Origin of the sequence: Facklamia sp. P12932, assembly GCF_050409545.1 — a bacterium.
Lineage (GTDB): Bacteria > Bacillota > Bacilli > Lactobacillales > Aerococcaceae > Facklamia.
Window position 1 is genome coordinate 22,763 of sequence record NZ_JBNUPG010000004.1, and the last position, 23,692, is coordinate 46,454.

At 35.0% G+C, this 23,692-nt stretch carries 24 protein-coding genes and 1 pseudogene; 19 read left to right on the forward strand and 6 right to left on the reverse strand.

From position 1 onward, the window contains the following. The first annotated feature begins 156 nt into the window (after positions 1 to 156). The 4 genes and pseudogenes from ACQV2P_RS02560 (at position 157) to ACQV2P_RS02575 (ending at position 2,976) form a co-directional block, all read left to right on the forward strand. Positions 157 to 339: pseudogene (locus ACQV2P_RS02560) on the forward strand (YdbC family protein). Between the two features lie 515 nt (positions 340 to 854). Continuing rightward, positions 855 to 998, forward strand: coding sequence for a hypothetical protein (locus ACQV2P_RS02565; protein ID WP_428874058.1), 144 nt, complete (start codon positions 855 to 857; stop codon positions 996 to 998). Between the two features lie 586 nt (positions 999 to 1,584). Continuing rightward, a complete protein-coding gene (locus ACQV2P_RS02570) occupies positions 1,585 to 2,130 on the forward strand; it encodes a hypothetical protein (RefSeq protein WP_428894598.1) in 546 nt (181 codons plus the stop codon). A gap of 66 nt (positions 2,131 to 2,196) precedes the next feature. Next, complete coding sequence (locus ACQV2P_RS02575; protein WP_428876349.1) at positions 2,197 to 2,976, forward strand: dimethylarginine dimethylaminohydrolase family protein; 780 nt, start codon at positions 2,197 to 2,199, stop codon at positions 2,974 to 2,976. Positions 2,977 to 3,064: 88 nt separating this feature from the next. On the opposite strand, the gene ACQV2P_RS02580 is transcribed toward ACQV2P_RS02575, so the two are convergent. Then, the gene (locus ACQV2P_RS02580) at positions 3,065 to 3,694 is read right to left on the reverse strand and encodes a phosphatase PAP2 family protein (RefSeq protein ID WP_428892540.1); all 630 of its coding nucleotides are present in this window, start codon (positions 3,692 to 3,694) and stop codon (positions 3,065 to 3,067) included. A 156-nt stretch (positions 3,695 to 3,850) separates the two neighbouring features. On the opposite strand from ACQV2P_RS02580, the gene ACQV2P_RS02585 reads away from it, so the two are divergent. The 6 genes from ACQV2P_RS02585 to ACQV2P_RS02610 all read left to right on the forward strand — a co-directional run bounded on the left by ACQV2P_RS02585 (position 3,851) and on the right by ACQV2P_RS02610 (position 8,875). Beyond that, positions 3,851 to 5,398, forward strand: coding sequence for a BCCT family transporter (locus tag ACQV2P_RS02585; protein WP_428894599.1), 1,548 nt, complete (start codon positions 3,851 to 3,853; stop codon positions 5,396 to 5,398). 110 nt (positions 5,399 to 5,508) lie between these two features. After that, positions 5,509 to 5,739 carry a hypothetical protein gene (locus ACQV2P_RS02590; RefSeq protein ID WP_428874063.1) on the forward strand — a complete coding sequence of 77 codons (231 nt, stop codon included), beginning with the start codon at positions 5,509 to 5,511 and terminating at the stop codon, positions 5,737 to 5,739. 145 nt (positions 5,740 to 5,884) lie between these two features. Then, positions 5,885 to 6,640: an SDR family NAD(P)-dependent oxidoreductase gene (locus ACQV2P_RS02595; protein WP_428874064.1), complete on the forward strand. Its 756-nt coding sequence runs from the start codon at positions 5,885 to 5,887 to the stop codon at positions 6,638 to 6,640. A gap of 11 nt (positions 6,641 to 6,651) precedes the next feature. Next, the gene (locus tag ACQV2P_RS02600) at positions 6,652 to 7,389 is read left to right on the forward strand and encodes an SDR family NAD(P)-dependent oxidoreductase (RefSeq protein WP_428874065.1); all 738 of its coding nucleotides are present in this window, start codon (positions 6,652 to 6,654) and stop codon (positions 7,387 to 7,389) included. 121 nt (positions 7,390 to 7,510) lie between these two features. Continuing rightward, complete coding sequence (locus tag ACQV2P_RS02605; protein WP_428874066.1) at positions 7,511 to 8,125, forward strand: glutathione S-transferase family protein; 615 nt, start codon at positions 7,511 to 7,513, stop codon at positions 8,123 to 8,125. 288 nt (positions 8,126 to 8,413) lie between these two features. After that, a complete protein-coding gene (locus ACQV2P_RS02610; protein WP_428894600.1) occupies positions 8,414 to 8,875 on the forward strand; it encodes a peroxiredoxin family protein in 462 nt (153 codons plus the stop codon). Positions 8,876 to 8,962: 87 nt separating this feature from the next. On the opposite strand, the gene ACQV2P_RS02615 is transcribed toward ACQV2P_RS02610, so the two are convergent. The 4 genes from ACQV2P_RS02615 to ACQV2P_RS02630 all read right to left on the reverse strand — a co-directional run bounded on the left by ACQV2P_RS02615 (position 8,963) and on the right by ACQV2P_RS02630 (position 13,128). Continuing rightward, positions 8,963 to 9,262, reverse strand: coding sequence for an antibiotic biosynthesis monooxygenase family protein (locus ACQV2P_RS02615; protein WP_428874925.1), 300 nt, complete (start codon positions 9,260 to 9,262; stop codon positions 8,963 to 8,965). Between the two features lie 155 nt (positions 9,263 to 9,417). Then, entirely contained in the window at positions 9,418 to 10,473 is a 1,056-nt protein-coding gene (locus tag ACQV2P_RS02620; RefSeq protein WP_428874068.1) for a hypothetical protein, read from the reverse strand. A 20-nt stretch (positions 10,474 to 10,493) separates the two neighbouring features. After that, positions 10,494 to 11,198 (reverse strand): hypothetical protein, encoded by a 705-nt coding sequence (locus ACQV2P_RS02625; protein WP_428892544.1) that lies wholly within the window; start codon positions 11,196 to 11,198, stop codon positions 10,494 to 10,496. A gap of 67 nt (positions 11,199 to 11,265) precedes the next feature. Further along, entirely contained in the window at positions 11,266 to 13,128 is a 1,863-nt protein-coding gene (locus tag ACQV2P_RS02630) for an alkaline phosphatase (RefSeq protein WP_428894601.1), read from the reverse strand. A 457-nt stretch (positions 13,129 to 13,585) separates the two neighbouring features. Between ACQV2P_RS02630 and ACQV2P_RS02635 the strand changes: the two genes are divergently transcribed. From ACQV2P_RS02635 to ACQV2P_RS02675, 9 genes are all read left to right on the forward strand, one after another. Continuing rightward, positions 13,586 to 14,236 carry an alpha/beta hydrolase gene (locus ACQV2P_RS02635; RefSeq protein WP_428885251.1) on the forward strand — a complete coding sequence of 217 codons (651 nt, stop codon included), beginning with the start codon at positions 13,586 to 13,588 and terminating at the stop codon, positions 14,234 to 14,236. Positions 14,237 to 14,721: 485 nt separating this feature from the next. After that, a complete protein-coding gene (locus ACQV2P_RS02640; protein ID WP_428885250.1) occupies positions 14,722 to 15,000 on the forward strand; it encodes a hypothetical protein in 279 nt (92 codons plus the stop codon). Positions 15,001 to 15,567: 567 nt separating this feature from the next. Next, a complete protein-coding gene (locus tag ACQV2P_RS02645) occupies positions 15,568 to 16,905 on the forward strand; it encodes an aminopeptidase C (protein ID WP_428894602.1) in 1,338 nt (445 codons plus the stop codon). Between the two features lie 323 nt (positions 16,906 to 17,228). Continuing rightward, complete coding sequence (locus ACQV2P_RS02650; protein ID WP_428874918.1) at positions 17,229 to 18,884, forward strand: ABC transporter substrate-binding protein/permease; 1,656 nt, start codon at positions 17,229 to 17,231, stop codon at positions 18,882 to 18,884. Continuing rightward, positions 18,877 to 19,629 (forward strand): amino acid ABC transporter ATP-binding protein, encoded by a 753-nt coding sequence (locus ACQV2P_RS02655; protein ID WP_428874917.1) that lies wholly within the window; start codon positions 18,877 to 18,879, stop codon positions 19,627 to 19,629. Before ACQV2P_RS02650 ends, ACQV2P_RS02655 begins: the two co-directional genes overlap by 8 nt. Positions 19,630 to 19,748: 119 nt before the next feature. Next, entirely contained in the window at positions 19,749 to 20,489 is a 741-nt protein-coding gene (locus tag ACQV2P_RS02660) for a tRNA threonylcarbamoyladenosine dehydratase (RefSeq protein WP_428872701.1), read from the forward strand. Positions 20,490 to 20,516: 27 nt separating this feature from the next. Continuing rightward, entirely contained in the window at positions 20,517 to 21,317 is an 801-nt protein-coding gene (locus ACQV2P_RS02665; RefSeq protein WP_428881654.1) for a TatD family hydrolase, read from the forward strand. A gap of 27 nt (positions 21,318 to 21,344) precedes the next feature. Next, positions 21,345 to 21,881: a GNAT family N-acetyltransferase gene (locus tag ACQV2P_RS02670; RefSeq protein WP_428874914.1), complete on the forward strand. Its 537-nt coding sequence runs from the start codon at positions 21,345 to 21,347 to the stop codon at positions 21,879 to 21,881. Positions 21,882 to 22,049: 168 nt separating this feature from the next. Further along, positions 22,050 to 22,493 carry a hypothetical protein gene (locus ACQV2P_RS02675; RefSeq protein ID WP_428875791.1) on the forward strand — a complete coding sequence of 148 codons (444 nt, stop codon included), beginning with the start codon at positions 22,050 to 22,052 and terminating at the stop codon, positions 22,491 to 22,493. Between the two features lie 61 nt (positions 22,494 to 22,554). On the opposite strand, the gene ACQV2P_RS02680 is transcribed toward ACQV2P_RS02675, so the two are convergent. Then, positions 22,555 to 23,631, reverse strand: coding sequence for a YeiH family protein (locus tag ACQV2P_RS02680; protein WP_428894603.1), 1,077 nt, complete (start codon positions 23,629 to 23,631; stop codon positions 22,555 to 22,557). Positions 23,632 to 23,692 lie beyond the last annotated feature (61 nt).

The following is a 23,692-nucleotide window of genomic DNA, read 5'->3' on the forward strand; positions in this document are numbered from 1 at the left end:
AGTGCTTTTGATTATAATAGTTTTTAGTCATCGAGGCTTATGGTAAATTAAACTGGAAGGATTAGTGATAATAATGACGGTAATGAAGACTATAAGATGGATAGAAACAGAGGGCGGCTATTCGTTTAAAAATAAGACTACTTTAAAAGGGCAGCTATTACTTACAAAAATATTGAAACCATTGGGAGTCTTTCCGCTAATAAAGGATGGTCTAAAGAATTCAATCTTCTTTCATGGAATAAGTGTCCTGCTAAATAGGGCCTTGGAGATTGTTTACCTGATCATGATAAGATGGGCAAAGGAGTTACTTTAACGGATGAGGAAGTCAAGCAATTATGAGTTATTAAAAACAATGGAATCTTAACCGGTTAAAGGGTATTTTTAATCAGTGAAGGGCACTCTTTTTTAGGCGTAATGTTTAATGGAGTCAACAGTTAGGAGGCTTCGTTTCTAATCCTAATCAATTTACCTTTGAAGGGGAAATTTCAGAACTGAAATTAGCTACTTTTAAATTCTCAATGCCAGCAATAGGTCGTGGCTTGTTCACTAGCTCTCTTTCCCTGACATGAAATAAGTTCTAAGATCTTGAGACGATTAGGATCGGCGATTGCTTTTAGTAATAAACTAAGTTCTTCTCAATTCATTTACATTCTCTTATATAGACGGTTGTCTATCTATGGCTTCGTTTTACTCCTCATAGCTTGTAAGTCAAAAAAATAGAGTTTAAGCAGCAGGAGCGTCTTTTATATCGGTCATTCCGAAGTTAGATTCTCTAAATATTAACTATGAATAGCTAAGACTTTAAAGCGTTTTTTTGATAAAATTAATGAGACAAATCAATTGGAGTGAAAATATTGGAAAAAATGAATCGAGCGATTGCAAAGCTGATTTTATCGTTCAAAGAGCTAAATGGTATCGGCAATAAATCAATACTTAAACGATTAAAAGAAAATACAAACATCTTGCAGGTGGATAGTTTTAAGACACTAGCTTTTTAACTAATTAAATATACCGATGCTTAATAAAGCTTTAAATTGAACAAATAAAAATTGGGAGACTATCTATCAAGCATGCGATTAGACACACACCTATTAGCATTTTCGACTATAGTGAACGTTTAGGAGAAGCCTTTCGATTAAAGCAAAGTTTCAGTGGAAATGTAAAATATATCGATAAACAATCTGTCCTTCCTATATTCCGAGAGGAAAGTGTAAGACAGTTCAACTTATTAATGGAAGAGTCTAGAGAAAAAAGTTGAAAGATTATCTATTGAAAGAAAGGAGCATGAAAAGACAAAAGCAGGAGTGGAACAAGCTGATTTATTTGAAGAGATAAGCTATGAATTATAATGCATTGTTAGAAAACCATCACTTTGTTTTTGGAGGAATAGTGTATCCTACTAGAACCAAAGCCTATGCTGGAACTTTTTCATTTTATAGGAGGACAATAGGTTACAAAGTTTTACTAAAAAGCCTAAATAATAGAAAGATTACAAACGGCCATTCACTAACCCCACCTATAACCACTAAAAAAAGGGAGTGAATTTCATGAGAATTTAGCAATCTAATTAAGGAGCTGATTTATATGAATGAATTAGAATTAACTTTAAAAACAAATCAATTAGTAGAAATTTATTCTGAATTTAGTAACAAAAATGAAGAATATTTTTCACTTGGATACTTAATTGCAATTGAAGACGACTTCTCAACTCTAATTTCAATTAATGAATATGGAATGATTGAGAGTTTTCAATATAGGAAAAATGCATTTATATCCAATATCGTTTCTTCAACTTGCTATCTTAAAAATTTTAAAAAAATAATTGATTATAATAAATCAATTAATCTTTACGACCCATATTCACTGACCAAAGATTATGAACAACAATTTCAAGGAAAAGACCCAATCAATGAGCCTATCTTAGTGAATAAACAAGTATCTATTATAACTACCGAGAATGATTTTATACTTCAAGGTAGGATTATAGAAAAAACCAAGGAATCATTTGTTCTTTCTTCTTCAACAATCGATGATTTGACTGAAAATCAGTTATACGAAATCAAATATGAAGACATTGTCCTAATTGATTTGTTAAGTATTGATAACAAATTAATTGAACAAATAAAATAAATACAAGTCCTTGAATAAATACAATAGTGCCAACACATCAATAACTAAAAAAACAGGAGGAATTACATGTTAAAATTTTCGCATGCCATCGTTAGAACACCTAGTCAATCAATGTTAGAAGGTATTACGACTGGAATGTTCTCTAAAGAGCAACCAGTTTATGAAGATGCCTTGGTGCAACACGCTAACTATGTCAAAGCATTGGAAGAATTAGGAGTAAAAGTCACTGCTTTAGAGCCTTTAGAAGAATACCCTGATTCTTGTTTTGTTGAAGATCCAGCTGTGGTTATGGCAGAGTTTGCGATTGTGACTAATTCACCCAAAGAATCGCGTAATGGAGAAAAATATGAAATGAAAAAAGTACTTAAGGATTTCTATAAAGAAGATCAAATCTTTTACATTGAGGCACCCGGAACTATGGAGGGTGGAGATGTGATGCTAGTAGATAAGCATTTTTATGTGGGCTTATCCGATCGAACTAATCAAGAAGGGGCTAAACAATTTGACCAAATTGTGCGCCAGTTTGGCTATACTTCTTCAACGGTGTCGGTCACAGAAGGACTGCACTTAAAAGACTTTGTTATTTATTTAGAAAATAACAATATGTTAGTTAGTCCGGTGATGAATAAGGTCGAGGATTTCCAAAAATATAAGCGATATGTGGTTGAAGCGGAAGAACTCTATGCCATCAACAGTCTTTATATCAATGGGACGGTGCTGGTTCCTGAAGGTCACCCTAAAACACAAGCACATATTGAAAGTTTAGGTTATCCTGTAAAAGTAGTAAATACTGATGAATTTAAGAAAATTGACGGTAGCTTAACGTGTTTATCTTTAAGATTTTAAGCTAATTAAAAAAAGAGTCCTGCTCAATGTACCGACCCCCTAAAACCTTGTTCGGGTTTAAGGGGTCAGTACAATTGAGCTGGCTTTTTTATTCAATCACATTCTTGTTTAAAATTAATTTTTGAGCTAAGACCACCCAAGCGAAACTAATCATCCAGCCGCCTATAATATCCGAAGGGAAATGTACTCCTAGATAAACGCGGGAATAACCAACTAGAAAAGTATAAATTAAACCTAAAGTTAAAATTTTATAAAAGTGCTTGCTACGCCAACATAAGACCATTATGGCAAAGACAGCGGTAGAACTAATCATAGCATGACCAGATGGGAAAGAATAAAAGTTTTCTTCGATTAAAAGATTGAGCAAATCTGGTCGGTCTCTTTGGAAAATCAACTTTAGAATTGTATTAATAACCAAAGTTCCCGGAATAGCTATCAATAGGAAGTGCATTTTATTAAAGGCTCTTTTTTTAAAAAGCATTAAAAGGATGATGGCGAAAAAAATTAAGACTGGTATGGCACTTGAAGAGTGGGTAATAAAGAGCATGATTTTGTCCATCAAGGGATTTTGAAGGTCGCGTACCCAGCTTTGAATGGGAGTATCGAAAGTTACCAATTCATTTTTTTTAATTTCTAAACCTAAATGGACAAAAAGTGTGGTCAGTATGGTGAAGATAAAATAAGCACTAGTAATTTTACCAATAATTTTTTTGGTCATAAGGGCATCCTTTCTATTGAATACTTATAAATATTAACTATATAAAATCTTGTCAAAAACAACAAGTCTTAAGATGAAAAATGGGTAAATTTTACAAACAAAGTCAATTTTGATAGTATAAAAGCCCTGTTTTAAAATGAATTTAGGAGGAATGATTTGAAAAAGTTAAAAGAAATTTCAGTATATCATGCATCGCTTATAACGTCATTTTTATTAGTTATTTTAGGTATTTTTATTCCTAATGAATTAAGTGTTGGAACACAAATTTTAAAAGATCAGGTGGCAAACAATTTTGGTTGGCTTTATCTTCTACTCATTCCACTAATATTATTAGTTTGTATTTATTTCATACTTAGTCCCTTAGGCCAGATTCGTTTAGGAGAACCCGACTCAAAACCTGAATATTCGACCACTTCTTGGGTAGCTATGATGTTTTCCGCTGGTATGGGAATTGGGCTTGTTTTTTACGGAGCGGCAGAACCTTTGTCACACTTTGCTATTTCGACTCCGATTGCTCCAGCAGGAAGTCAAGAAGCGTTAGCGGATGCCTTTCGCTTTACTTTTTTCCATTGGGGGATACATGGTTGGGCGATCTATGGTGTGGTAGCACTTGCCCTAGCTTACTTTGGTTTTCGTAAGCAAGAAAACTACCTATTATCTCATACTTTAAAACCTTTACTAGGAAATAAAGCAACGGGCTGGATCGGAACAGTAGTGGATACAATAACGATTGTTGCCACTGTTATTGGGGTCGCAACTACTATTGGTTTTGGCGCAGCCCAAATTAATGGAGGGTTAAATTATTTGTTTAATATCTCTATTTCTAATAGTGTCCAAATTATTATTATAATTATCACAACGATCTTATTTATACTTTCTGCTATTTCAGGTTTAGGAAAAGGGGTTAAAATTCTTTCCAATTTAAACCTGCTTTTAGCGGGCTGTCTATTAGCCATTGTCGCTATTGTAGGCCCGACTGTCGGTGTTTTAAACACATTTACAGAATCATTGGGTAATTATTTACAAAATTTTATTGAAATGAGTTTTCGATCAGCCGCTTTTGATAGGGATAAGAGGGAGTGGATTAATACTTGGACTTTGTTTTATTGGGCATGGTGGACTTCATGGTCGCCCTTCGTGGGGATTTTTATAGCCCGTATTTCGCGCGGACGCACCATACGTGAGTTTTTAACGGTGGTACTTCTACTTCCTACGCTATTAAGTTTTATTTGGTTCTCTACTTTTGGAACTTTAGCAGCCAATGTTCAAATGAATATAGCCGACTTAACAGCTTTTGAACCCGAACAGTTGCTATTTGCAACCTTTAACTATTATCCTTTAAGCGGCCTTCTTTCTTTAGTGGCGATTATTCTTGTTGTCTCATTTTTTATTACGTCAGCGGACTCAGCGACTTTTGTTTTGGCCATGTTGTCGGAAGAAGGTAATATCAAGCCTAATAATAGAACTAAGATTACTTGGGGATTTACACTTTCAATTATTGCGGTTGTCTTACTATTGTCTGGCGGTTTACTAGCTATTCAAAATGTCTTAATAATCGTTTCCTTACCCTTTGTTTTCATTCTTATTTTAGTTATTTTATCCCTCATCAAAGAATTGAATCATGAACAAAGAGAAATGGGCTTAACCATTACACCAGACCGATTACCTAATTCAAACAATCCCTTTAAATCTTATGAAGATTAAGTGGGCGACTTATTTAAACTTCCTGTATCAGCAGGAGGTTTTTTTAAGCCGTCTGGTTTGCCACCGAATATGGATAAGAGGATGCTTTTAATAGAGAAGGAGGGGGTTAAATGGAATATAGTCGTGAAGAAAAAGATTTTGTAATTAGTTATTTAAAAGATCCGAATAGCTATCAAGATGCTTTTAAAAAAGAATTGCAAGCTTTTATAGAACTTACAGAGATCGGTGACTTATATATCAACACTTTATTACAGGAAATGCTTCAAGAAGATATGCTTCAACTGAATGATCCGCCCTATACGGAATTTAAATATAAAGGATTAAAATTATTTTTATCCTAACTGTTTAAAATTTTAACAAATGTATTTATAGCAACCCTAAGGACGTTTTTACGAGTCGCTTTATTAGCCAATTTTCTTAAAGTGGCGTATGATTAAAATATGCAGATGTTACAGATTCAAAAATAAATTATAAGGGGGAAATAGAATGGAGCGCTTAAAAGATAAAGTGGCAATAGTAACAGGCGGGGCTGGTGGAATTGGTTCAGCCATTGTCCGCGCCTATGCTAGAGAAGGGGCAAAAGTAGCAATCGTCGATCTTAATCAAGAAAAAGGCGAGGCTTTAAGCCGTTCTCTAAATGAGGAGGGATATAATACCTTCTTTATCAAGACTGATTTGACTAAAAAATCAGCCTTAGAAACGTGCATTCAAGGGGTTGTTGACCGCTATCATCAAATCGATGTGTTGGTCAATAATGCTCATGCTTCAAGGATGAAGAGCTTCTTAGATATTACAGAAGAAGATTTAGCTCTATCAATGGAGTCTGGTTTCTATGCTACCTTTTTCTTGAGCCAACTAGCTATTCCATATCTTAAAAAGACTAAAGGAAATATCATTAATTTTGGTTCAGGAGCAGCCATTAAGGGTGATAACCATCAAGGGGCTTATGTAGCAGCCAAAGAAGCGATTCGTGGGATTTCGCGTGTGATGGCGAATGAGTTTGGTAAAGATGGTATCAATGTGAATGTCATTTCACCTATAGCCTATTCTGAAGGTGTCGATGCTTGGCGTGCTGAAAACCCTGAATATTATGAAAAAGTCGTTCAAGGTATTCCACTCCAAAAATTTGGTGATATTGACAAAGATATCGCACCAGTCGCAGTTTTTCTAGCAAGTGATGAATCACGTTACATCACAGGTCAAACATTTATGGTCGATGGAGGAAGTATTAAATTATATTAGGAGGAAACAAAATGGAAAGATTAGAAGGTAAAGTTTTAATTATTACTGGCGGCGCTCAAGGGATGGGGAAAGTGCATGCAGAGGTCGCTTTAGCTGAAGGAGCTAAGGTTGTCATTACTGATATTAATGAAGAAAAAGGGAATGAAGTTGCTAAAGAACTTGGTCAAAATGTTCTATTTGTTAAACAAGATGTGACCAAGGAAAGTGACTGGAAAAAGGTAATTGATGCGACAATGGATAAATGGGGCAGGATAGACTCGCTCGTTAATAATGCAGGTATCACTTATAATATGAAAATTGAAGATGTTTCATTAGACGATTACATGAAAATTGTGAATATCAACCAAGTTTCCGTCTTTTTAGGTATTAAAGCCGTAACACCTATTATGAAGCAACAAAAGTATGGTTCTATAATTAACATTTCTTCTATGAATGGTTTAGTAGGTGGGGCGATCGGATATACAGACACTAAGTTTGCGGTTAGAGGAATGACGAAATCAGCAGCGAGAGAGTTATCTCCATATAATATAACCGTTAATTCTGTCCATCCTGGTGTAGTACACACACCAATGTTAGAACAACCGGGTGTTAAGGAAGCGGTTGATAAATTTAAAGAAACTATTCCTATGCGCCGAGTGGCTCAGCCTAAAGAAGTTTCTAATTTAGTTGTATTCTTAGCTTCCGATGAAGCAAGATATTCAACTGGATCTGAGTTTGTCATTGATGGAGGAGTTACAGCTGCTGTTTAAAATTAGTTAGTTACTAGCTTACTCTTATTTTAAAAGCATGCTATCGAATTCACTCAATTATTTCCTATGACACTTTTTAATGCTATAATATAATCAATAAAAAAAAGAAAGGTTTGATAAAATGTTGAAATTATACTATGCACCTGGTACTTGTTCCTTGGCTTGCTGGATCGCTTTAGAATGGTCTGGTCTTGAGTATGAAACCATTCGTGTGGATTACAATGATCCTGAGTATCGTAAAATTAATCCTTTAGGAATGGTTCCTGCTCTTGAAATTGGAGCCGATCGTCCGATGACTCAAGCAGGAGCAATTTTACAATACATTGCTAATTCCGTTCCAGAAAAAGATTTAGGACCTAATGAAGGGTTAGAAAATGTTTTTGAGTTTGATGAAACATCTCTATTCCTTTCTGCAGATATTCATCCATCATTCTGGCCGTTCTTTAACCCACAGCGTTATACAACATCTGAAGACATAGATGTAATTGAAATGGCTCGTGCGGCAGCACCTGCTCGTATTGATGCGAACTTCAAACATCTTGATGATATTATTGGTGATTCTAATCACCTCTACCAAAATAAACGTACTGTGCTTGATCCATTAGCATTCATTTTTGCAACTTGGACTAAGAATTTAGAAAAAACGTATAAAGACTATCCAAACGTTAAGCGTATGGTAGAACATCTTAAGGAAGATCCAGCTGTTCAAAAAGTTCTTACTGAAGCTAATGAGTAGGTCAAAAGTGTTGATATAAATTAAAAATAAGAGACATGAAATTAAATTCATGTCTCTTATTTTTAAACAAAAACATTATAACAATAAGCTTTGTAAATATTTAAAATGACTAAGCAATGAGTGGTAAGTTGTATGTATCAACTATTTAAAGTGTTTTATTAAAGTGGATATAAAAAGTTAATCCTTTAAGATTAATCATTAAACCACTTTATTGATTTAATAAAGCTGAAAGATAGTGATTTTTAAATAGTATATTGTTTAATCAGTGAAAGGAAAGAGATGAATTTTATGGCAAGTATTGAAGTCAATAAAAAGGCACCAGACTTTGAATTAGAAGATTTCGAAGGAAAGACAGTTAAGCTTTCAGCTTTCAGAGGAAGTAAAAATGTAATGCTTGTATTAAACAGAGGCTTTATATGACCTTTCTGCCGCAAGCACATGATGCAGTTGCATAAAGATTATAATCAGTTTGAAAAAAGAGACACCGCTATTGTCGTCATTGGTCCTGAAAACGATAAAAAATTCGCAGACTACTGGCATGAAAATGACTTAGAATTTTATGGTCTACCTGATCCAAACCATTCGGTATTAAAATTGTATGGTCAAGAAGTAAATCTTTTTAAGATGGGACGGATGCCAGCTCAAATGTTGGTAGATAAAAAGGGTGAGTTGAGATATATTCACTACGGTCATTCCATGAAAGTTATCCCTGAAAATAGTGAGATGTTAGATTTGATAGATAGTTTATAATCAATTAACTAAATAAAGAGCAAACAGCACACATGCTGCTTGCTCTTTTGTTTCCTAATCCTATCGAATTATTTAAGATAACTTGGATTATTTTTTAGGCATTTTTTCGTCCTTTAGAATTTCTAATTTATGTGACTCCATCGATTCAATTTCACTGTCATCTGGATCGTCTAATTTTTTTCGATCTTCTGAATTTTCCCAATTTTTCCAATCTTCTTGTGATTTCCATGAGCCTAAAACCACAATTAAATCCTCTTCAATGCCTCTACTGATTGATAAATTAATGAAACCTGGTTGATCATTTATGATTTCACGATTCGATAATTTATTGATGATGCTTTCTGTTTTGCCTACTTTAGGTTTTATATGTTGCATAACTAAAAACATTCATACCATCTCCTTTATTTAAACATTAGCAAAGATGGTATTTATCTTCAATCGATTTGCTCAATCTAACAAGGGATTATTTGTAGTTGTTGATTATTTAATAGGGTTTGGCTGGATGGAAAATTTTAGAATTTAATTTTCGGTGACTTCAACTATTAATTCGTTTGCCATTCATTTGCAGAATAGCATCTATTATTATTTTCAATTTCATTTGCAACAAATAATTTGTGTCCATCATAAAAATATAAGATTTGGTCATTAATGAGCAAAGCAAATGTATGGGCACTTTCAGAATCTTTATTGACTTGACTAGGATCGATCAGTTCAAATTTAGTATCGGCAGGAAAACTGGCGTTGGTCTTCAAATGCATTGCTTGAATGACTTGAACAAAGTCATTACTATTTTTAAATTGAAGCTTAAAATCATTATAATCATCAAGATAGTGATCAAAAGCTTTTTGAAGAATTTCATATGTTTTCTTTTCAACTAGGAAAGCATCTTCATTTTTAAAACTTGTAGCTTTTAATGCGATTCTATTTTCTTGTTCATCATCTAGACCAATCAAATGGTTTACATCGATCACAATTTCATCATTTACTATATAAAGACCAAGGTCTTGATAAACCCTAGCATTTTGATAATTTTCTCGCAGATCATATGCCATTGATTGATAAGGATATAAGCTTTCGGGTTTGCCTTGATTATTTAATAGTACTACCGGTGACACCGTTTTACGAATTAAGCCTGAGCCTAAGCCACCTTCAAACTCTTTGAGACCTCCTGTCAAGATAACGAGGTCTTGATATGGAGCGGGTATAGATTCAATTGTTTCATTCTCATCTACGTAGAAACGTATACTTTCTCCTTTTTCTCGTTGTGTAAAATAGTAGGCCATATTAAATAAGCCACTTTCTTCGATTGAGACAATGATATCTAAGTTAAGATTCAATTTAGGAACTGTTGCTTGTGCTTGATATATACCAACGTACTTTTCAATTTTTTCTGGTGCTTCATATAGACTATCGTCAGGATTAAGAATTTTATCAGGGATAAAATTAGCCTTAATGTGATGTCCTTGGTGATGACCGTCTACTTTCATATGGTTTGTTTCTTTAACATCAGCTTCTGCTTGTGCGAAAGTGGCGTGTGGAAAAAGTAGATTAAGGGTTAAGGCAGTTAAAATTAATAAAGTAATAAATATTCTTTTCATTAGTTCACACCTTTCAGCAATTAGTTGGGTTTAATTCCGTCAATGTATTCATAAGTATTTCCATGATTATCTATTAATTGTCCAGACTGTTGCACAAAAGAAAAAATTTCTTCACCGAATAATTGGACGGTCCAATGATCGTTATTTACAGTGATAGTTGGGCAGGAAATAGTGAAATAATTATAATCATTTTTTTGTGTATATGAAATGTCAGGAATCGTTTGATTAATCAAGTCTAAGATATTTCTTTGTGTCATTTCAGGTGTTATCTGATCTACAATGGCTAGATAAACTTCTTTTAAGTTAATTGGAAGATTATTTTCTTTCTTATATCTCTCTTGAACAGATATAGAATAATTCTTAAGGTCTGGATAAGGGTAAGCATTAAATTCGAATAACCATTCTATAAATTCTTGATCAATGGTGTCATCGTGATGGTCTTTGTTTGATTTAATATCTTTTTCCACATCTTGCTGTTCATTATCATAGTTATCTTCATGGTCGTGTCCATAAACAGGGTGAGCATACCCTGATTCATCTTTAATATAGATGATTAATTGGTTTTCTTGAAAAAGCAATCCTTCAATACTACTTGCTTCAGGGGCTAGATAGTATCCGCTGAAAGGTAATTCTTTCATGCTTGAGCTTTCAGCTTTAACAAGAGAACAAGGTGAGAGTAGGGAAATAAACAAAAGGAAACTTGCTAAAATAGATTTAAGTTGCATAAGATTCTCCTTAAAGAATAAAAGCACAGCCTTATCTTAGCTGTGCTTTTTGTGACTAATGTATTAATTATTCAGCAGAGCTTTCAGTTACTTCTTCAGGTTCTTCTTCAGAGTTACTGCTTTCTTCAGCCGATGAATCTTCAGAACTTTCCTCACTTGTTTCAGAATCTGAACTTTCTTCAACACTTTCTTCAGAAACTTCTTCTACTTCAACTGTTTCTTCAGAAGCTTCTTCTTTATCGTTTTCCTCAATAGATCCAGAAAACTTCTTTGTTACTTCTAAAGGAGCCATTTTAGTATCGCCACCTTCATATAATCCCATGGCTGCTAAAATCTTATAGGCAATATCTGTATTTTCAAAATTACCTTCAAACATTGCAGCGCCAGCACCGATTGCAAAAACTGGAACTTTCTCAGGTGAGTGGTCAACAGTTGTGAATGCTAAACCAGCTTTACGTGCTAATAGACGTGTAGCAGCGATTGATAATGGTTCATATGCATGGTAGCCTTTGATAATATCTGCTTGACCCAGATTACGTTCTTCATATGGTTTCATTGTTTGTTCGAAAGCATAACGTAATTCTGCTAATTCATAAGGTGTTACTAACATTAAGTCTTTGGCTTCTTCTTCACCTTCTTCAGCCGCTTTCTCGACTTCGCCAGCAGTCTTTACAACTTCTTCTGCTTCCAGGTCAAAGATAAATCCGAAGTTTTCTTCTAGTAATGGAACAGCATCTTCAAAAGTCATTTCTGGATTTTCTTCTTTGGCCTTAGCAAAGATTACATCAAATTGTTCTTGAGAAACTTTTTGATTGTCTAGTAAATGGAAGTAAGAGTTATAACCTGTTTCCGAGTTTCCGATGGTGAAACCGCCGGTAGGATGATCAGCAGTTACAACGATTAAAGTTTCTTCAGGATGTTCATAGTAGAAATCAATTGCTTCTTGGATCGAGTCTTGAAAGTCAATCACTTCTTTAATAGTTGTTGCGGCATCATTAGCGTGCTCTGCCCAGTCAATCTTACCAGATTCTGTCATCATGAAGAAACCTTCTTCGTTAGCGCTTAGGACTTCAATTCCTTTAGCGACCATATCTGCTAATGTAGGTTCACCTTCTTGTCGATCAATCGCATATTTCATAGAAGAACCATCTGATTCAGAAAGAACAGATGCAGGTGCATAAACTTTCTCAGTGTCAGCAGTAATAGTATCGAATTCTTCTTGAGTATCTGCTACCATATATCCTTTTTCTTCTAATACCTCGTATAAGTCTTTTTGATCATCTTCAGCACCTGTTCGCTTACCAAGAGAACCCCCTGCAAAATATTCAAAGTTTGAAGCAGACATTTGTTCACCAATTTCGTAATAATTTCTACGGTGTTCAACGTTTGAATAGAAGGCAGCAGGAGTCGCATGATTTAAAGTTACTGTCGATAGGATACCAACGGCTTTTCCCTGAGCTTGAGCTTTTTCAGCAATTGATTCTGTTTGTTCGGTATAGCCAGGTGTTAGACCAATGACGTTTGAATCAATCTTTACGCCATTTCCAAATGCGGTAGCAGTACCAGCAGAGTCCGGAACATAATGGTCAGCATCGGTTGGGTTTTGCAGACCAACAACAGGAAATTTAGCAAAATTTAACGGTTGAGCGACTGCTTGACCGTTACCTTCGTCACCATTATCTGGACCTAAGTAATATTCAGCCGCAGAAACAGGGATATTTCCCATGCCATCTCCGATAAATAAGAAGACATATTTTGCTCGGTTTTTAGAAATAAGAGATAAATCTTCAGTTAACGCACGGCCTTCTTCCAAGGTTGCTACTGGAAGTTCCGACCATTGACCTTCTTCTTGTTTAGCAAAAATCATTGTAGGGGCACATACTGACATTAATACAGAAGCACATAATGATAGAATTACTGTTTTTTTCATTGACTCAATCCTTCTTTATAATTTATTGATGATTTATTCATCTAGATATAAGTTAGCAGAGCATTGTAAATTTTTAGTAAATTCTAAGTAAAAGTAAGGTAAATTTTCAACAATTTATTAAGAAATGACTCCAAATTGTACAAAAGAGAATAAGATTGTTGCGACAAGAGTACAAAGATGAATAACTGGTATATCAATAGGCTACTAGACCAACATAAATGATAATAGCTACGGTATAAACAAGCTAAACACAGCAACTATTACTATGTTAAAATGTAATTATTATTATTTGCTTATAAGTTGAGTTAAAGTCCCCATAAATGTATGATTTTTATCCATTGAGCAAGTTTGTGGAACATTCAAAACACTTTGAAAGTTGTCTTAGTATCGCTGTATAATTAATTTATGTATTTAACCACTTTAACAATCTGTCTTTGATAAGATTAAGGAGAGCAATATGTTAGAAGAATGTATCTATTTTATTAATGGTTTTGGTGGCATGAAGGAAGAGAGTGAAATTTTTTTGAAATTATTGTCTAAAAAAGGCTTAGGAGTAAATTATCTCTATTTACCCGGACATGAAGAGGCCTTTAATGACAATGTAGTAGCTAAAGAAGACCTGATTAACTTTTATAAGGATACTATCGGGGAGAAACCATCTGTTATAATAGGGCATTCTATCGGGGGTGAAATAGCTGCTTTTCTAGCTGCACATTTAAGTAATATTACTAAAGTCATTTTACTTGATGGAGGGATTATCTCAAGTGAAGATTTTGGAGTATCACTGGAAGATGAACTGATCAATGCAAAACAGATCCTATCTAGCGGTAATTATAAATATATGAACGAGGAGAGCGCTTTGAATCTTTTGAGTCTTAATCATTCGATTCAGTTATCGATTACTAGTAAAGCATATAAAACACCTACATTGCTTCTGATTAGTGATCTTCAAGAGGTTTTACCGACCAAGCTAAAAAGATCTAAAAATTTAAATGATAATATAAGCATGAAAATTATCGAAAACGCGAGTCATGCTATCTATCAAGACCAACCTGAAAAAATAGCTGAAGAAATTGCTAGTTGGCTGAATATGACTAATTGTAAATAGCTTAAATTATCCTGGTCTTTGTTTGGCAATGATCCGATCTATAGGATATGCTGACATAGGTAATAAGAGGAGACTTGGTATGGAAATCATTAATGTGACTGCTGAAGTTGATCCATTATTTGTAAATGGGCAGTTTCAAATCAGTTTATGAAAGAATATATGGATAGATGGTTAGCCAACTATCAGGATTTACTGTCTGATGACGCCAAAAGAGTGTTTGTTGGTGGGAAGTTTAGCTTTTAAACGATTATTTCCCCATTAAAAAAAGGACTTTTTCAGAAAGCAAAAAGCGGTTCAAAGTAGTAGACTCATTTAGGCAAGTAACTGGGGGGTTAAATAAAAAAGTTATTCAAGCATTTGGCAAAGAGCTAGATTTTACAATTATGCTTTATTTAGGTTTATGTAATGGGGCAGGTTGGGTGGTAGAACTGGACAGAAGAACTTATATTCTAGTGGGAATTGAAAAAATGATCGAATGAGATTGGATGAGTAAAGACCGTATGCATGGACTTATTTTTCAAGAATTAGGGCATATCTATCATCAACAATATGGTAATTTTGACCAATTTGAGCAAGGTGAAAACTATTTTTTATGGTTACTCTTTACCGAAGGAATTGCAATGTATTTTGAGCAAGTCTTAGCAGGAAATTTGAATTATTTTCATCAAAAGACTAATGGATGGTTAGAATGGTGCAATCTTCACTTAACGACTATCAATAAAGATTTTGATAATGATATCAGAAAAATGACCACTGAGAATTAAATTTTCTTTGGTGATAGGGTAAGATGTCAAGTAAGACCCGATTGTGGATATCCAGGAGCACTTTTTGTACAATATATCTGATCTAAGGTTCATTTCAATCAAGTGGGGGGGTTGTGGCTGGAATTTTTAAATTGTAGCTATATTCGATGACTGATCATAAAGTATGTTGTGACTTAGCAAGGTATAGACTGAAGGATATTTTAGGTTAACCTAAAAATTTATTGCAAGTACTCTAATTTTGTTATAAAATATTATTAGGGAATGGCTGTAGCTTTATATAATTAATTAAGTTTAATGGTGGCACTGAGTTTTTATATAGTAAGTTTAGAAGTCTAGTTAATCGCTAATTCTATATAAATTCTTAAGGGATTTAAGCTTTGAAGGCCAGTCCTATATCTTATTAATTAGTTAAAATGATTAGTTATTAAAGGAAGTGGTGTGAATAGTAGTGATTATTTTTTAAGCTATTCTTTAGAAAAATATTTAAAGACTAGCCAGAATAAATGAAGAAGTTCTCTATTATTAGAATGGACTCTAAAAAATCTTATTTAAAGAAAGGAAATGACTATGACAATCAATCAAGAATTAATACAATCATTCAAAACAAAATATCAAGCAGAAACGATCAATCATGCAGTAGAAAATGCGGTAGCTAAAGTTGGGTTCAATCAATCTTCATTTAATAATGAGGCCGTGAGAGACCATACCTTCGTTTTCTCCGATGAAACAAAAAGAGGCAAGATTACCGATCAGAAGAAAAGCGGTCGTTGCTGGATGTTTGCTGCCTTAAACGGTGCGCGTGTAAATACAATGGAAGAGTTAAATTTAGAAACTTTTGAATTTTCGCAAAATTATACCCTCTTCTGGGATAAGCTAGAAAAATCAAACTTCTTCTTGGATTCTATCATTGAAACGGTAGAGGAACCTTTAAATTCACGTGTGGTACAACATTTATTGCAAGCGCCGGTCGAAGATGGTGGACAATGGGATATGTTCACAGCCTTACTACAAAAGTATGGTTCAGTTCCTAAATCGGTAATGCCAGAAACTTACCATTCTTCTAATACTTATGAAATGGTAGCAATCATTACTAAACGTTTAAGAGCTTTTGCTAAAGAATTAAGAACGGCTTATCAAAATAAGGCTTCAAAAGAAGATTTGAAAGCAATGAAAGAGGATATGCTGTATGTTATATACAACATCTTAGTTAAAGCCTTGGGACAGGTTCCAGAGAAGTTCTCTTACAGTTACCGCGACAAGGATGGAAAATATCACCGTATTGAAGACATCACACCACAAGATTTCTTTAATAAGTATGTGGGTTGGGATTTAGAAGGTAAAGTCAGTGTAATCAACGCACCGACTGAAGATAAGCCTTTCGGACGGGCGTTCACTGTTAAATATTTAGCCTCTGTAGCCGAAGGCCACCCGATTACTTATATTAATGCACCAATTGAAGTGCTTAAAGAAGCTGCAATTGCTTCAATCAAAGATGGCAAGCCAGTTTGGTTTGGTTGTGATGTTGGTAAGATGAGTGATCGTGAATTGGGTATTATGGATAAACACTTATACGAATATGAGGCTATCTTAGCTGAAGCGCCTCAATTAAATAAGGCTGAGCGCTTAGATTATGGGGAGAGTTTATTAACTCACGCCATGCTTTTAGTAGGTGTGGACCTAGATGCTGATGGTAAACCAGTCAATTGGAAGGTTGAGAACAGTTGGGGTGAAAAATCTGGCGATAAAGGTATCTTCTCAATGAGTGATCAATGGTTTGACGAGTATAACTATCAAGTGACTGTTGATAAGAAATACCTTGATCAAAAATGGTTAGATGCTCTTAATCAACCAGTCATTGAATTAGAACCATGGGATCCAATGGGATCTTTAGCTGATTGGAACTAAGATGATCCAGTTTAAAATAACCCCTAAATTTAATAATTAAATATAAACAAATAACTCCTTAGATCATGAAGACAGTATAATTTGCAGAGAGCATTATACATGTGTAATTATGAATCAAAGGAGTTTTTTGATCTGTTTTTTTAGAAAAAATAGAAATACTATTACAAAAAATATTAACATTTCGATCTGTCTCATTAAGAAGCTTTAATAATAGTCTATACATTCAACATTTTTTAATAATAGTCTATACATTCAAAACTTGACCAAATTTACTATAAAAGGTATATTTATTTTTTATAGTAAAAATTACGAGGAGGATCAGAATGGAACAGAATCAAGGACTGTTTAAAAAGCTCAGTGTCTTAATCTTAATGTTTATATTGCTTTTGCCTGTTAAAATGATTGTAGGTGCTGAAGACAAGAAGTTATCAACTATTAATAGTGAACAGATCCAAGAAGGACTTGAAGATCCTGGTGTTTTAAAAGTAGGAATGGAAGCTAATTATTCACCTTTTAACTGGTCGCAACCTTCTCTAGTAAATGGAGCGCTCCCTATTTCTAACTCTAAAGGAGAGTTTGGCAATGGCTATGATGTCCATATCGCACAAGAGTTAGCGCAACAGTTAGGTTTGGAATTAGAAATTGTAAAATTAGAGTGGGATGGTTTACCTCCAGCTTTAAATTCTGGTAAGGTAGATGCTATCATTGCTGGCATGTCGGTCACACCAGAGCGTAAGAAGGAAATTGACTTTTCTGATAATTATTATGAAAGTCAGATGGTCCTGGTAGTTCGCAAAGATTCTGATTTTGTCGATGCTCAATCCATCGAAGATTTTTCAAATGCTAAAGTAACCGCTCAGCTAAATACCTTCCATTATGGCTTAATCGATCAAATACCTAATGTCCAGAAAGGGACAGCTTTGGATTCTTTTCCAACCATGATTTCTTCCGTCCTATCAGGTAAAATTGATGCTTATTTATCGGAAGAACCAGGAGCCATGGCTGCTGTAGCTGCTAACACCGACTTAACTTATGTAAAATTTACTAAAGAGAATGGCTTTGATCTGAGTCAGGTAGATACAGGAATCGCGATTGGTTTACGTAAAGGAAGTCCTTTGGTGGAACCAATTAATCAAGCTTTAAGTCAGATTGATGAAGAGGAACGGATAGCATTGATGAAAGAAATGGTAGAACTCAATCAAGGTCAAGAAAACCTTAGCTTTTGGCAAGATGTTCAGGCTTTGTGGGCTAGTTACGGTAATCAATTTATTCGTGGTGCCTTGAACACTCTATTCATTGCGCTGTTTGCAACCATTGTGGGGTCCGTGATTGGACTCTTGATTGCAGTGATCCGTTCAATGAAGGACTTGTTCCAAAAAGGTCGCCCTTCTTATTATTTGTTTAAAGTAGTTGATTTTCTTTTAGTTACCTACATCGAAATTTTTAGAGGAACACCGATGATGGTTCAAGCCATGTTAATTTTTTATGGTCTAAAACTATTCTTTGATATTGATCTTTCTTCAATGACAGCAGCTTTATTTATTGTTTCAATTAATACAGGTGCCTATCTATCTGAAGTCATGCGTGGAGGTATTCAAGGGGTGGATAAGGGACAATATGAAGGGGCAAAAGCAATTGGTATGACCCACGGTCAAACCATGCGACATGTGGTATTACCGCAAGCTGTCTTATCGATTCTACCAACTTTAGGAAATGAGTTTGTGATTAATATCAAAGATACTTCCGTTTTAAATGTTATAGCAGTGACAGAATTGTTCTTTGTTTCCAAGTCTGTCGCAGGATCGACCTATCAGACTTTCCAGACCTTCTTGATTACCTCAGTGATTTATTTTGTTTTAACGTTTACGACCACTCGTATTTTAAATTTAATTGAGAGAAAGGTGTCAGGTTCTCATTCTTATACAGTTGTTCAGTCTTCATCCACAGAAGCGGTCAAGGGGGTGAAAACACATGACTAATGAAAATAAAATCTTAGAGATTGCTCACTTATCTAAAAAATTTGGGGACAACTTAGTCTTAAAAGACATTGATTTTAGCGTGAAACAAGGAGAGGTCATCTCTATTATTGGCTCTTCAGGTTCAGGAAAATCAACCCTTCTGAGATGTCTCAATCTTCTAGAGCAACCGAGCGGAGGGGATATTCTTTATAAAGGCAAGTCAGTGATGACCAATCATTACCCTTTGAATCACTATCGAGCAGAAGTGGGAATGGTTTTCCAACAGTTTAACCTTTTTAATAATATGAATGTTTTGAAAAATTGTGCCATTGGACAAGTTAAAATCTTGGGACGGACAAAAGAAGAAGCAGAGCAAATTGCTATGGCCAACTTGACTAAGGTGGGCATGGCTCCTTATGTCAATGCGCGTCCTAAACAATTGTCAGGTGGACAACAGCAAAGAGTTGCTATTGCTCGGGCTTTATCAATGGATCCAGAATTATTACTGTTTGATGAGCCGACTTCAGCGCTTGACCCAGAAATGGTAGGAGAGGTATTAGATACCATGACCCAATTAGCAAGAGAGGGTCTGACAATGATAGTAGTGACTCATGAAATGGCTTTTGCCCGTGATGTTTCTAGTCGGGTTGTTTTTATGGACAAAGGTGTAATTGTGGAAGATGGCTTAGCCCAGCAAGTGATTAATGAGCCTCAGCATGAGCGAACTAAATTGTTCCTAAGTCGTTTTCATAAAGAGCAAATGTAAAAATTAATAGACCTAAAAGAGGTGATCTTTATGACCACCTCTTTTAATAAGATCTAATTAGAGCGATGGTGTTATAATAAAAAAGCAGCTAATAAACTTAAAAGATTAAGGATGATGTTATGGAAGCAAAAATACCAACAAGACTCTCAAGGGTGAGCCTGCTCTTAAAAGAAGAGGGCCTAAGTCGGTTAGCTCAATCAAGAGTGGTAGTATTGGGGCTAGGCGGAGTAGGTTCTGCTTGTGCTGAGGCGTTAGCTCGAGGAGGAGTAGGCTATTTAACGATAATTGATGGAGATATTATTGAAGAAAGCAATATTAATCGTCAAGCTTTAGCCTTTTCATCAACCGTGGGTAAGGTTAAAGCAGATGTTATGAAAGCGATGATCGCTGAAATCAATCCGGACTGCCAAGTGGATGCCCGTCAAATATTTCTAACCAAAGAAAATATTGAGGAAATTTTAACTGATCTAGTAGGAGTGGATTATATAATTGATTGTATTGATACTATCTCTCAAAAATTAGAAATTGCAGCCTTTTGTCAAAAAGAAAAATTGCCCTTAATTTCATCTATGGGGGCAGCGAATAAATTAGATCCGACTTACTTAAACTTTAGTAAAATAGAAAAGACCTCTTATTGTCCCCTTTCAAAGATTATACGTCTAGAGTGCCGTAGAAGAGGCATTAAAAATTTAGAGGTTCTTTATTCTAATGAACAACCCTTCAAAGTTGAAAATCCTACTGGCAATACAAAATCACAAACCTTAGGTTCGATGAGCTATATGCCACCAATTATGGGAATGATGCTAGCAGGAAAAGTGATCCGACGTTTGGCAGGGAAGGAAGAATATAAAGTTTGGTAAATCGAAGTAAGAAGGAGAGGAGAGACTATGAATTTATTAGATAGTCACTATCACTTTGATTTTATAAAAGATCAACAGGCTCGTCAGTTATTTTTAGAAACAATTGCTAAAGAAAAGCTTAAAATTGTGGCTCAAACTGTCACACCCTCAGGTTTTATTGAGTTAAAGGATAGCCTCAAAAAAATGGATTGTGATCAAAAGTTTCTGCCTTATTTATCTTTAGGTTTTCATCCTTGGTGGATTAAGTCTAAGGAACAAGCGAATAAGGAGTTAGCTATCTTTCAAGGAGAATTAGACCAATCTCTTTTAATAGGAGAAGTCGGTTTAGATTTTTCGACCAATGGATTGGAAAAAGCGGATGAGGACTTACAGATTTATGTTTTCTCAAACATTCTATCACTATTAGCTGAGCGTTTAAATAATCATTATGTATTATCAATCCACGCAGTACAATCAGCTTCAAAAGTATTGGACTTAATAGAAAGTCATTCTGCTAAGAATATTACGGCAATTTTACACCGCTTTAATGGAACCAGTGATCAATTAACCAGACATCGAGATCAAGGAGGTTATCTATCTGTTCATCCGACGATGTTAAATACAAAAAAAGGACGCGCCTATGTTCAACAAATAGCTGGAGATCACATTTTACTTGAGAGTGATTGGCCAACGGAGGATAAGATTATTTGTGATAGAAAAGAAGTTCAGCATATGGCTAAATCTTTAAAAGAACTTCTTAGGCAAACCGTCATAGATTTATCAGCCATCCGACAAGAAGAGATGGGACCAGTTATCGCTAGGACGCAAGCCAAAATTTATAAAGTATAAAATCACTCTGAAAGGGATAAGCCTAATATGAATATCGAACTTGTTAAGTTAGAGAAAAAACATCAGCTACTATTAATTGAGATGATCGAAGAATGGAAAGAAGATATAGAAAAAAATCAAACAGATGGTTCGCCATCGGCCATCTTTCGTCATGATCCACATGATTTTGGAGGATATATTAAGAGTATAGAAGATAAAGAAGCTGTACACTCAGACCGTGTACCGGATTCGACCTTTTTTTGTCTCGACCGCAATCGGAATGTTTTGGTAGGGGCAGTGAATATTCGCCATTATTTAAATGATGGCCTTTTACTAAAGGGTGGACATATAGGAGACGGTATTCGACCGAGTGAGCGACGCAAAGGTTATGCCACAGCAATGATAGGTTTAGCACTAAAAGAGTGTAAACGAATCGGTATAAAAAGGGTTTTAATGATTTGTAATAAAGAAAATATTGGGTCCGCGAAATCCATTCAAAAAAATGGTGGCGTTTTAGAAAATGAAGTAGTTTATCCTGATGGCACTGTCGATCAAAGGTATTGGATAGAGCTAAGGGATGAATAATGAAGTATTATCTTTTCAAAAATTGTTCTATTTTTTGAGCATACTTAACTAGAAAATGATGAGTTAAAGACAAAGTATGTGGTGAATCGTTAAAAACAACTTGCAAAGGGCTTAAGGTATTTGTTAGAGTAAAAAAGTTAAAAACACAATTAGAAAGGTGACATTATTTTGCATTCGATAAACTTTGAAACATTTAAACGCTTTGCTTTTCCCGTTCATCTTGGAATTATCATGCCCTTAATTATGACTGCCATGCAGGGGCAAGTCGTATTCCCTGAAATGTTAGTTAAACTATCTGTTCTTTTACCCGTTTCAGTAATTCTTGGGGCTTATCTTCTTGATATACCAAAAATGTCTGAGCAATTCAATGAATTACTAGGTATCCAGCATCCAGAATGGTTAAAATTCGTAGTGGGACAATTCCCACCCGCCTTGATCTTTTCTTTTGTCATGGGCTTTCTTGGAGTATGGATGGAAGCGGGCATAAACGGCCAAGCTTTTTTGGGTGTTTTAAAGGGGCTTCCCTTAACAGTTTTTATCTCTATGATTATTCAAATGCTCGTGAGCCTATTGATTGATAAGGGCTATCAAAAATGGTTCTTTTCAAATTAAGCAGTTAATTAAATAGAAAAGAACGGTTAACTAGATAATTCTACTAGTTAACCGTTTTTGATTAAGGAAGATTACTATAAAAAGTAGCGGTTAGAGCTTGAACGGTTAGTGAAACGAGACTGATAGCTATCCAACAAGAGAGGCCAAGTAAAATGGGTTTCTTTCCTTCTCTAATTAGTTCACTTAATTGAGAGTTTAACCCGATAGCCGCCATAGCCATACTGATAAAAAATTTAGCGAGAGTTTTTATCAGGGGAATAAACTTTTCGACGTAACTATAGGTAAATGCATTTGTTGGAAGAAGGTCCACTATGGAAGTGACTAAGGCAGCTAAAATAAAATAGAGAATAAATGTAGGAAGTAAGTGAAAAATAGTGGCTTTTGCGTGTTCATTTTCCTTACGAGCTTTCATCAAAGATAGACCTATCGTAATGGGAATAATGGCTAGTGTTCGTGTTAATTTGACCGTTACTGCAGCAGATAGGATGCCTTCCACTTGATAGAAGCTTTCTGCTGTCGCTGCTGCGGCAGTCACTGAAGAAGTGTCATTAACTGCAGAACCTGCGAAGATAGCAAAACCTTCTGTTCCTAATCCTAAGTTATAACCTAAAGTAGGGAAAATCAAAGCAGCCAGTACATTAAAAATAAAAATAATTGAAATAGCCTGAGCAACTTGCTTATCATCTGCTTCAATAACTGGAGCAGTGGCTGCAATTGCAGAACCTCCACAAATAGCTGATCCGACCCCAATTAAAGTCGCTAATTTCGTTTCCATCTTAAATTGCTTATGAAAGAACCAAGCAACCAGTAGCGCAATCGAGATAGTAGCAACTATTACAGGTAAGCTTTTGCTGCCAACTTTAATAATCATTGAGAGGTTCAAGGAGAAACCTAATAAAACAACTGCCCATTGTAGGATATTTTTCGCTGAAAAGCGAACACCGAGATGAAAAATGGCATGATTAGCTAATTGGGGCTGAATGAGACTGATGATCATGCCTATTAAGATAGCAAAGACGGGTGCTCCAATAATCGCCAGTGAAAAGTTTCCAATCGATACACTGGCTAAAAGGCTAGCAAAAATAGCAATCAAGAAACATAAAAGAAGTCCTGGAAGTTTATTTTTTACTGAGTTCATGTAAAGAGATCTCCTTTAATTTTATATCACATCTATCCTACCAAACTTTATTAATTAATAA

Coding starts and splice junctions, on each gene's coding strand:
- ACQV2P_RS02570 (WP_428894598.1), top strand. CDS start 1,585: ATGAATGAATTAGAATTAACTTTAAAAACAAATCAATTAGTAGAAATT.
- ACQV2P_RS02575 (WP_428876349.1), top strand. CDS start 2,197: ATGTTAAAATTTTCGCATGCCATCGTTAGAACACCTAGTCAATCAATG.
- ACQV2P_RS02580 (WP_428892540.1), bottom strand. CDS start 3,694: ATGACCAAAAAAATTATTGGTAAAATTACTAGTGCTTATTTTATCTTC.
- ACQV2P_RS02590 (WP_428874063.1), top strand. CDS start 5,509: ATGGAATATAGTCGTGAAGAAAAAGATTTTGTAATTAGTTATTTAAAA.
- ACQV2P_RS02595 (WP_428874064.1), top strand. CDS start 5,885: ATGGAGCGCTTAAAAGATAAAGTGGCAATAGTAACAGGCGGGGCTGGT.
- ACQV2P_RS02600 (WP_428874065.1), top strand. CDS start 6,652: ATGGAAAGATTAGAAGGTAAAGTTTTAATTATTACTGGCGGCGCTCAA.
- ACQV2P_RS02605 (WP_428874066.1), top strand. CDS start 7,511: ATGTTGAAATTATACTATGCACCTGGTACTTGTTCCTTGGCTTGCTGG.
- ACQV2P_RS02615 (WP_428874925.1), bottom strand. CDS start 9,262: ATGTTTTTAGTTATGCAACATATAAAACCTAAAGTAGGCAAAACAGAA.
- ACQV2P_RS02620 (WP_428874068.1), bottom strand. CDS start 10,473: ATGAAAAGAATATTTATTACTTTATTAATTTTAACTGCCTTAACCCTT.
- ACQV2P_RS02625 (WP_428892544.1), bottom strand. CDS start 11,198: ATGCAACTTAAATCTATTTTAGCAAGTTTCCTTTTGTTTATTTCCCTA.
- ACQV2P_RS02630 (WP_428894601.1), bottom strand. CDS start 13,128: ATGAAAAAAACAGTAATTCTATCATTATGTGCTTCTGTATTAATGTCA.
- ACQV2P_RS02635 (WP_428885251.1), top strand. CDS start 13,586: ATGTTAGAAGAATGTATCTATTTTATTAATGGTTTTGGTGGCATGAAG.
- ACQV2P_RS02640 (WP_428885250.1), top strand. CDS start 14,722: ATGAGTAAAGACCGTATGCATGGACTTATTTTTCAAGAATTAGGGCAT.
- ACQV2P_RS02645 (WP_428894602.1), top strand. CDS start 15,568: ATGACAATCAATCAAGAATTAATACAATCATTCAAAACAAAATATCAA.
- ACQV2P_RS02650 (WP_428874918.1), top strand. CDS start 17,229: ATGGAACAGAATCAAGGACTGTTTAAAAAGCTCAGTGTCTTAATCTTA.
- ACQV2P_RS02655 (WP_428874917.1), top strand. CDS start 18,877: ATGACTAATGAAAATAAAATCTTAGAGATTGCTCACTTATCTAAAAAA.
- ACQV2P_RS02660 (WP_428872701.1), top strand. CDS start 19,749: ATGGAAGCAAAAATACCAACAAGACTCTCAAGGGTGAGCCTGCTCTTA.
- ACQV2P_RS02665 (WP_428881654.1), top strand. CDS start 20,517: ATGAATTTATTAGATAGTCACTATCACTTTGATTTTATAAAAGATCAA.
- ACQV2P_RS02670 (WP_428874914.1), top strand. CDS start 21,345: ATGAATATCGAACTTGTTAAGTTAGAGAAAAAACATCAGCTACTATTA.
- ACQV2P_RS02680 (WP_428894603.1), bottom strand. CDS start 23,631: ATGAACTCAGTAAAAAATAAACTTCCAGGACTTCTTTTATGTTTCTTG.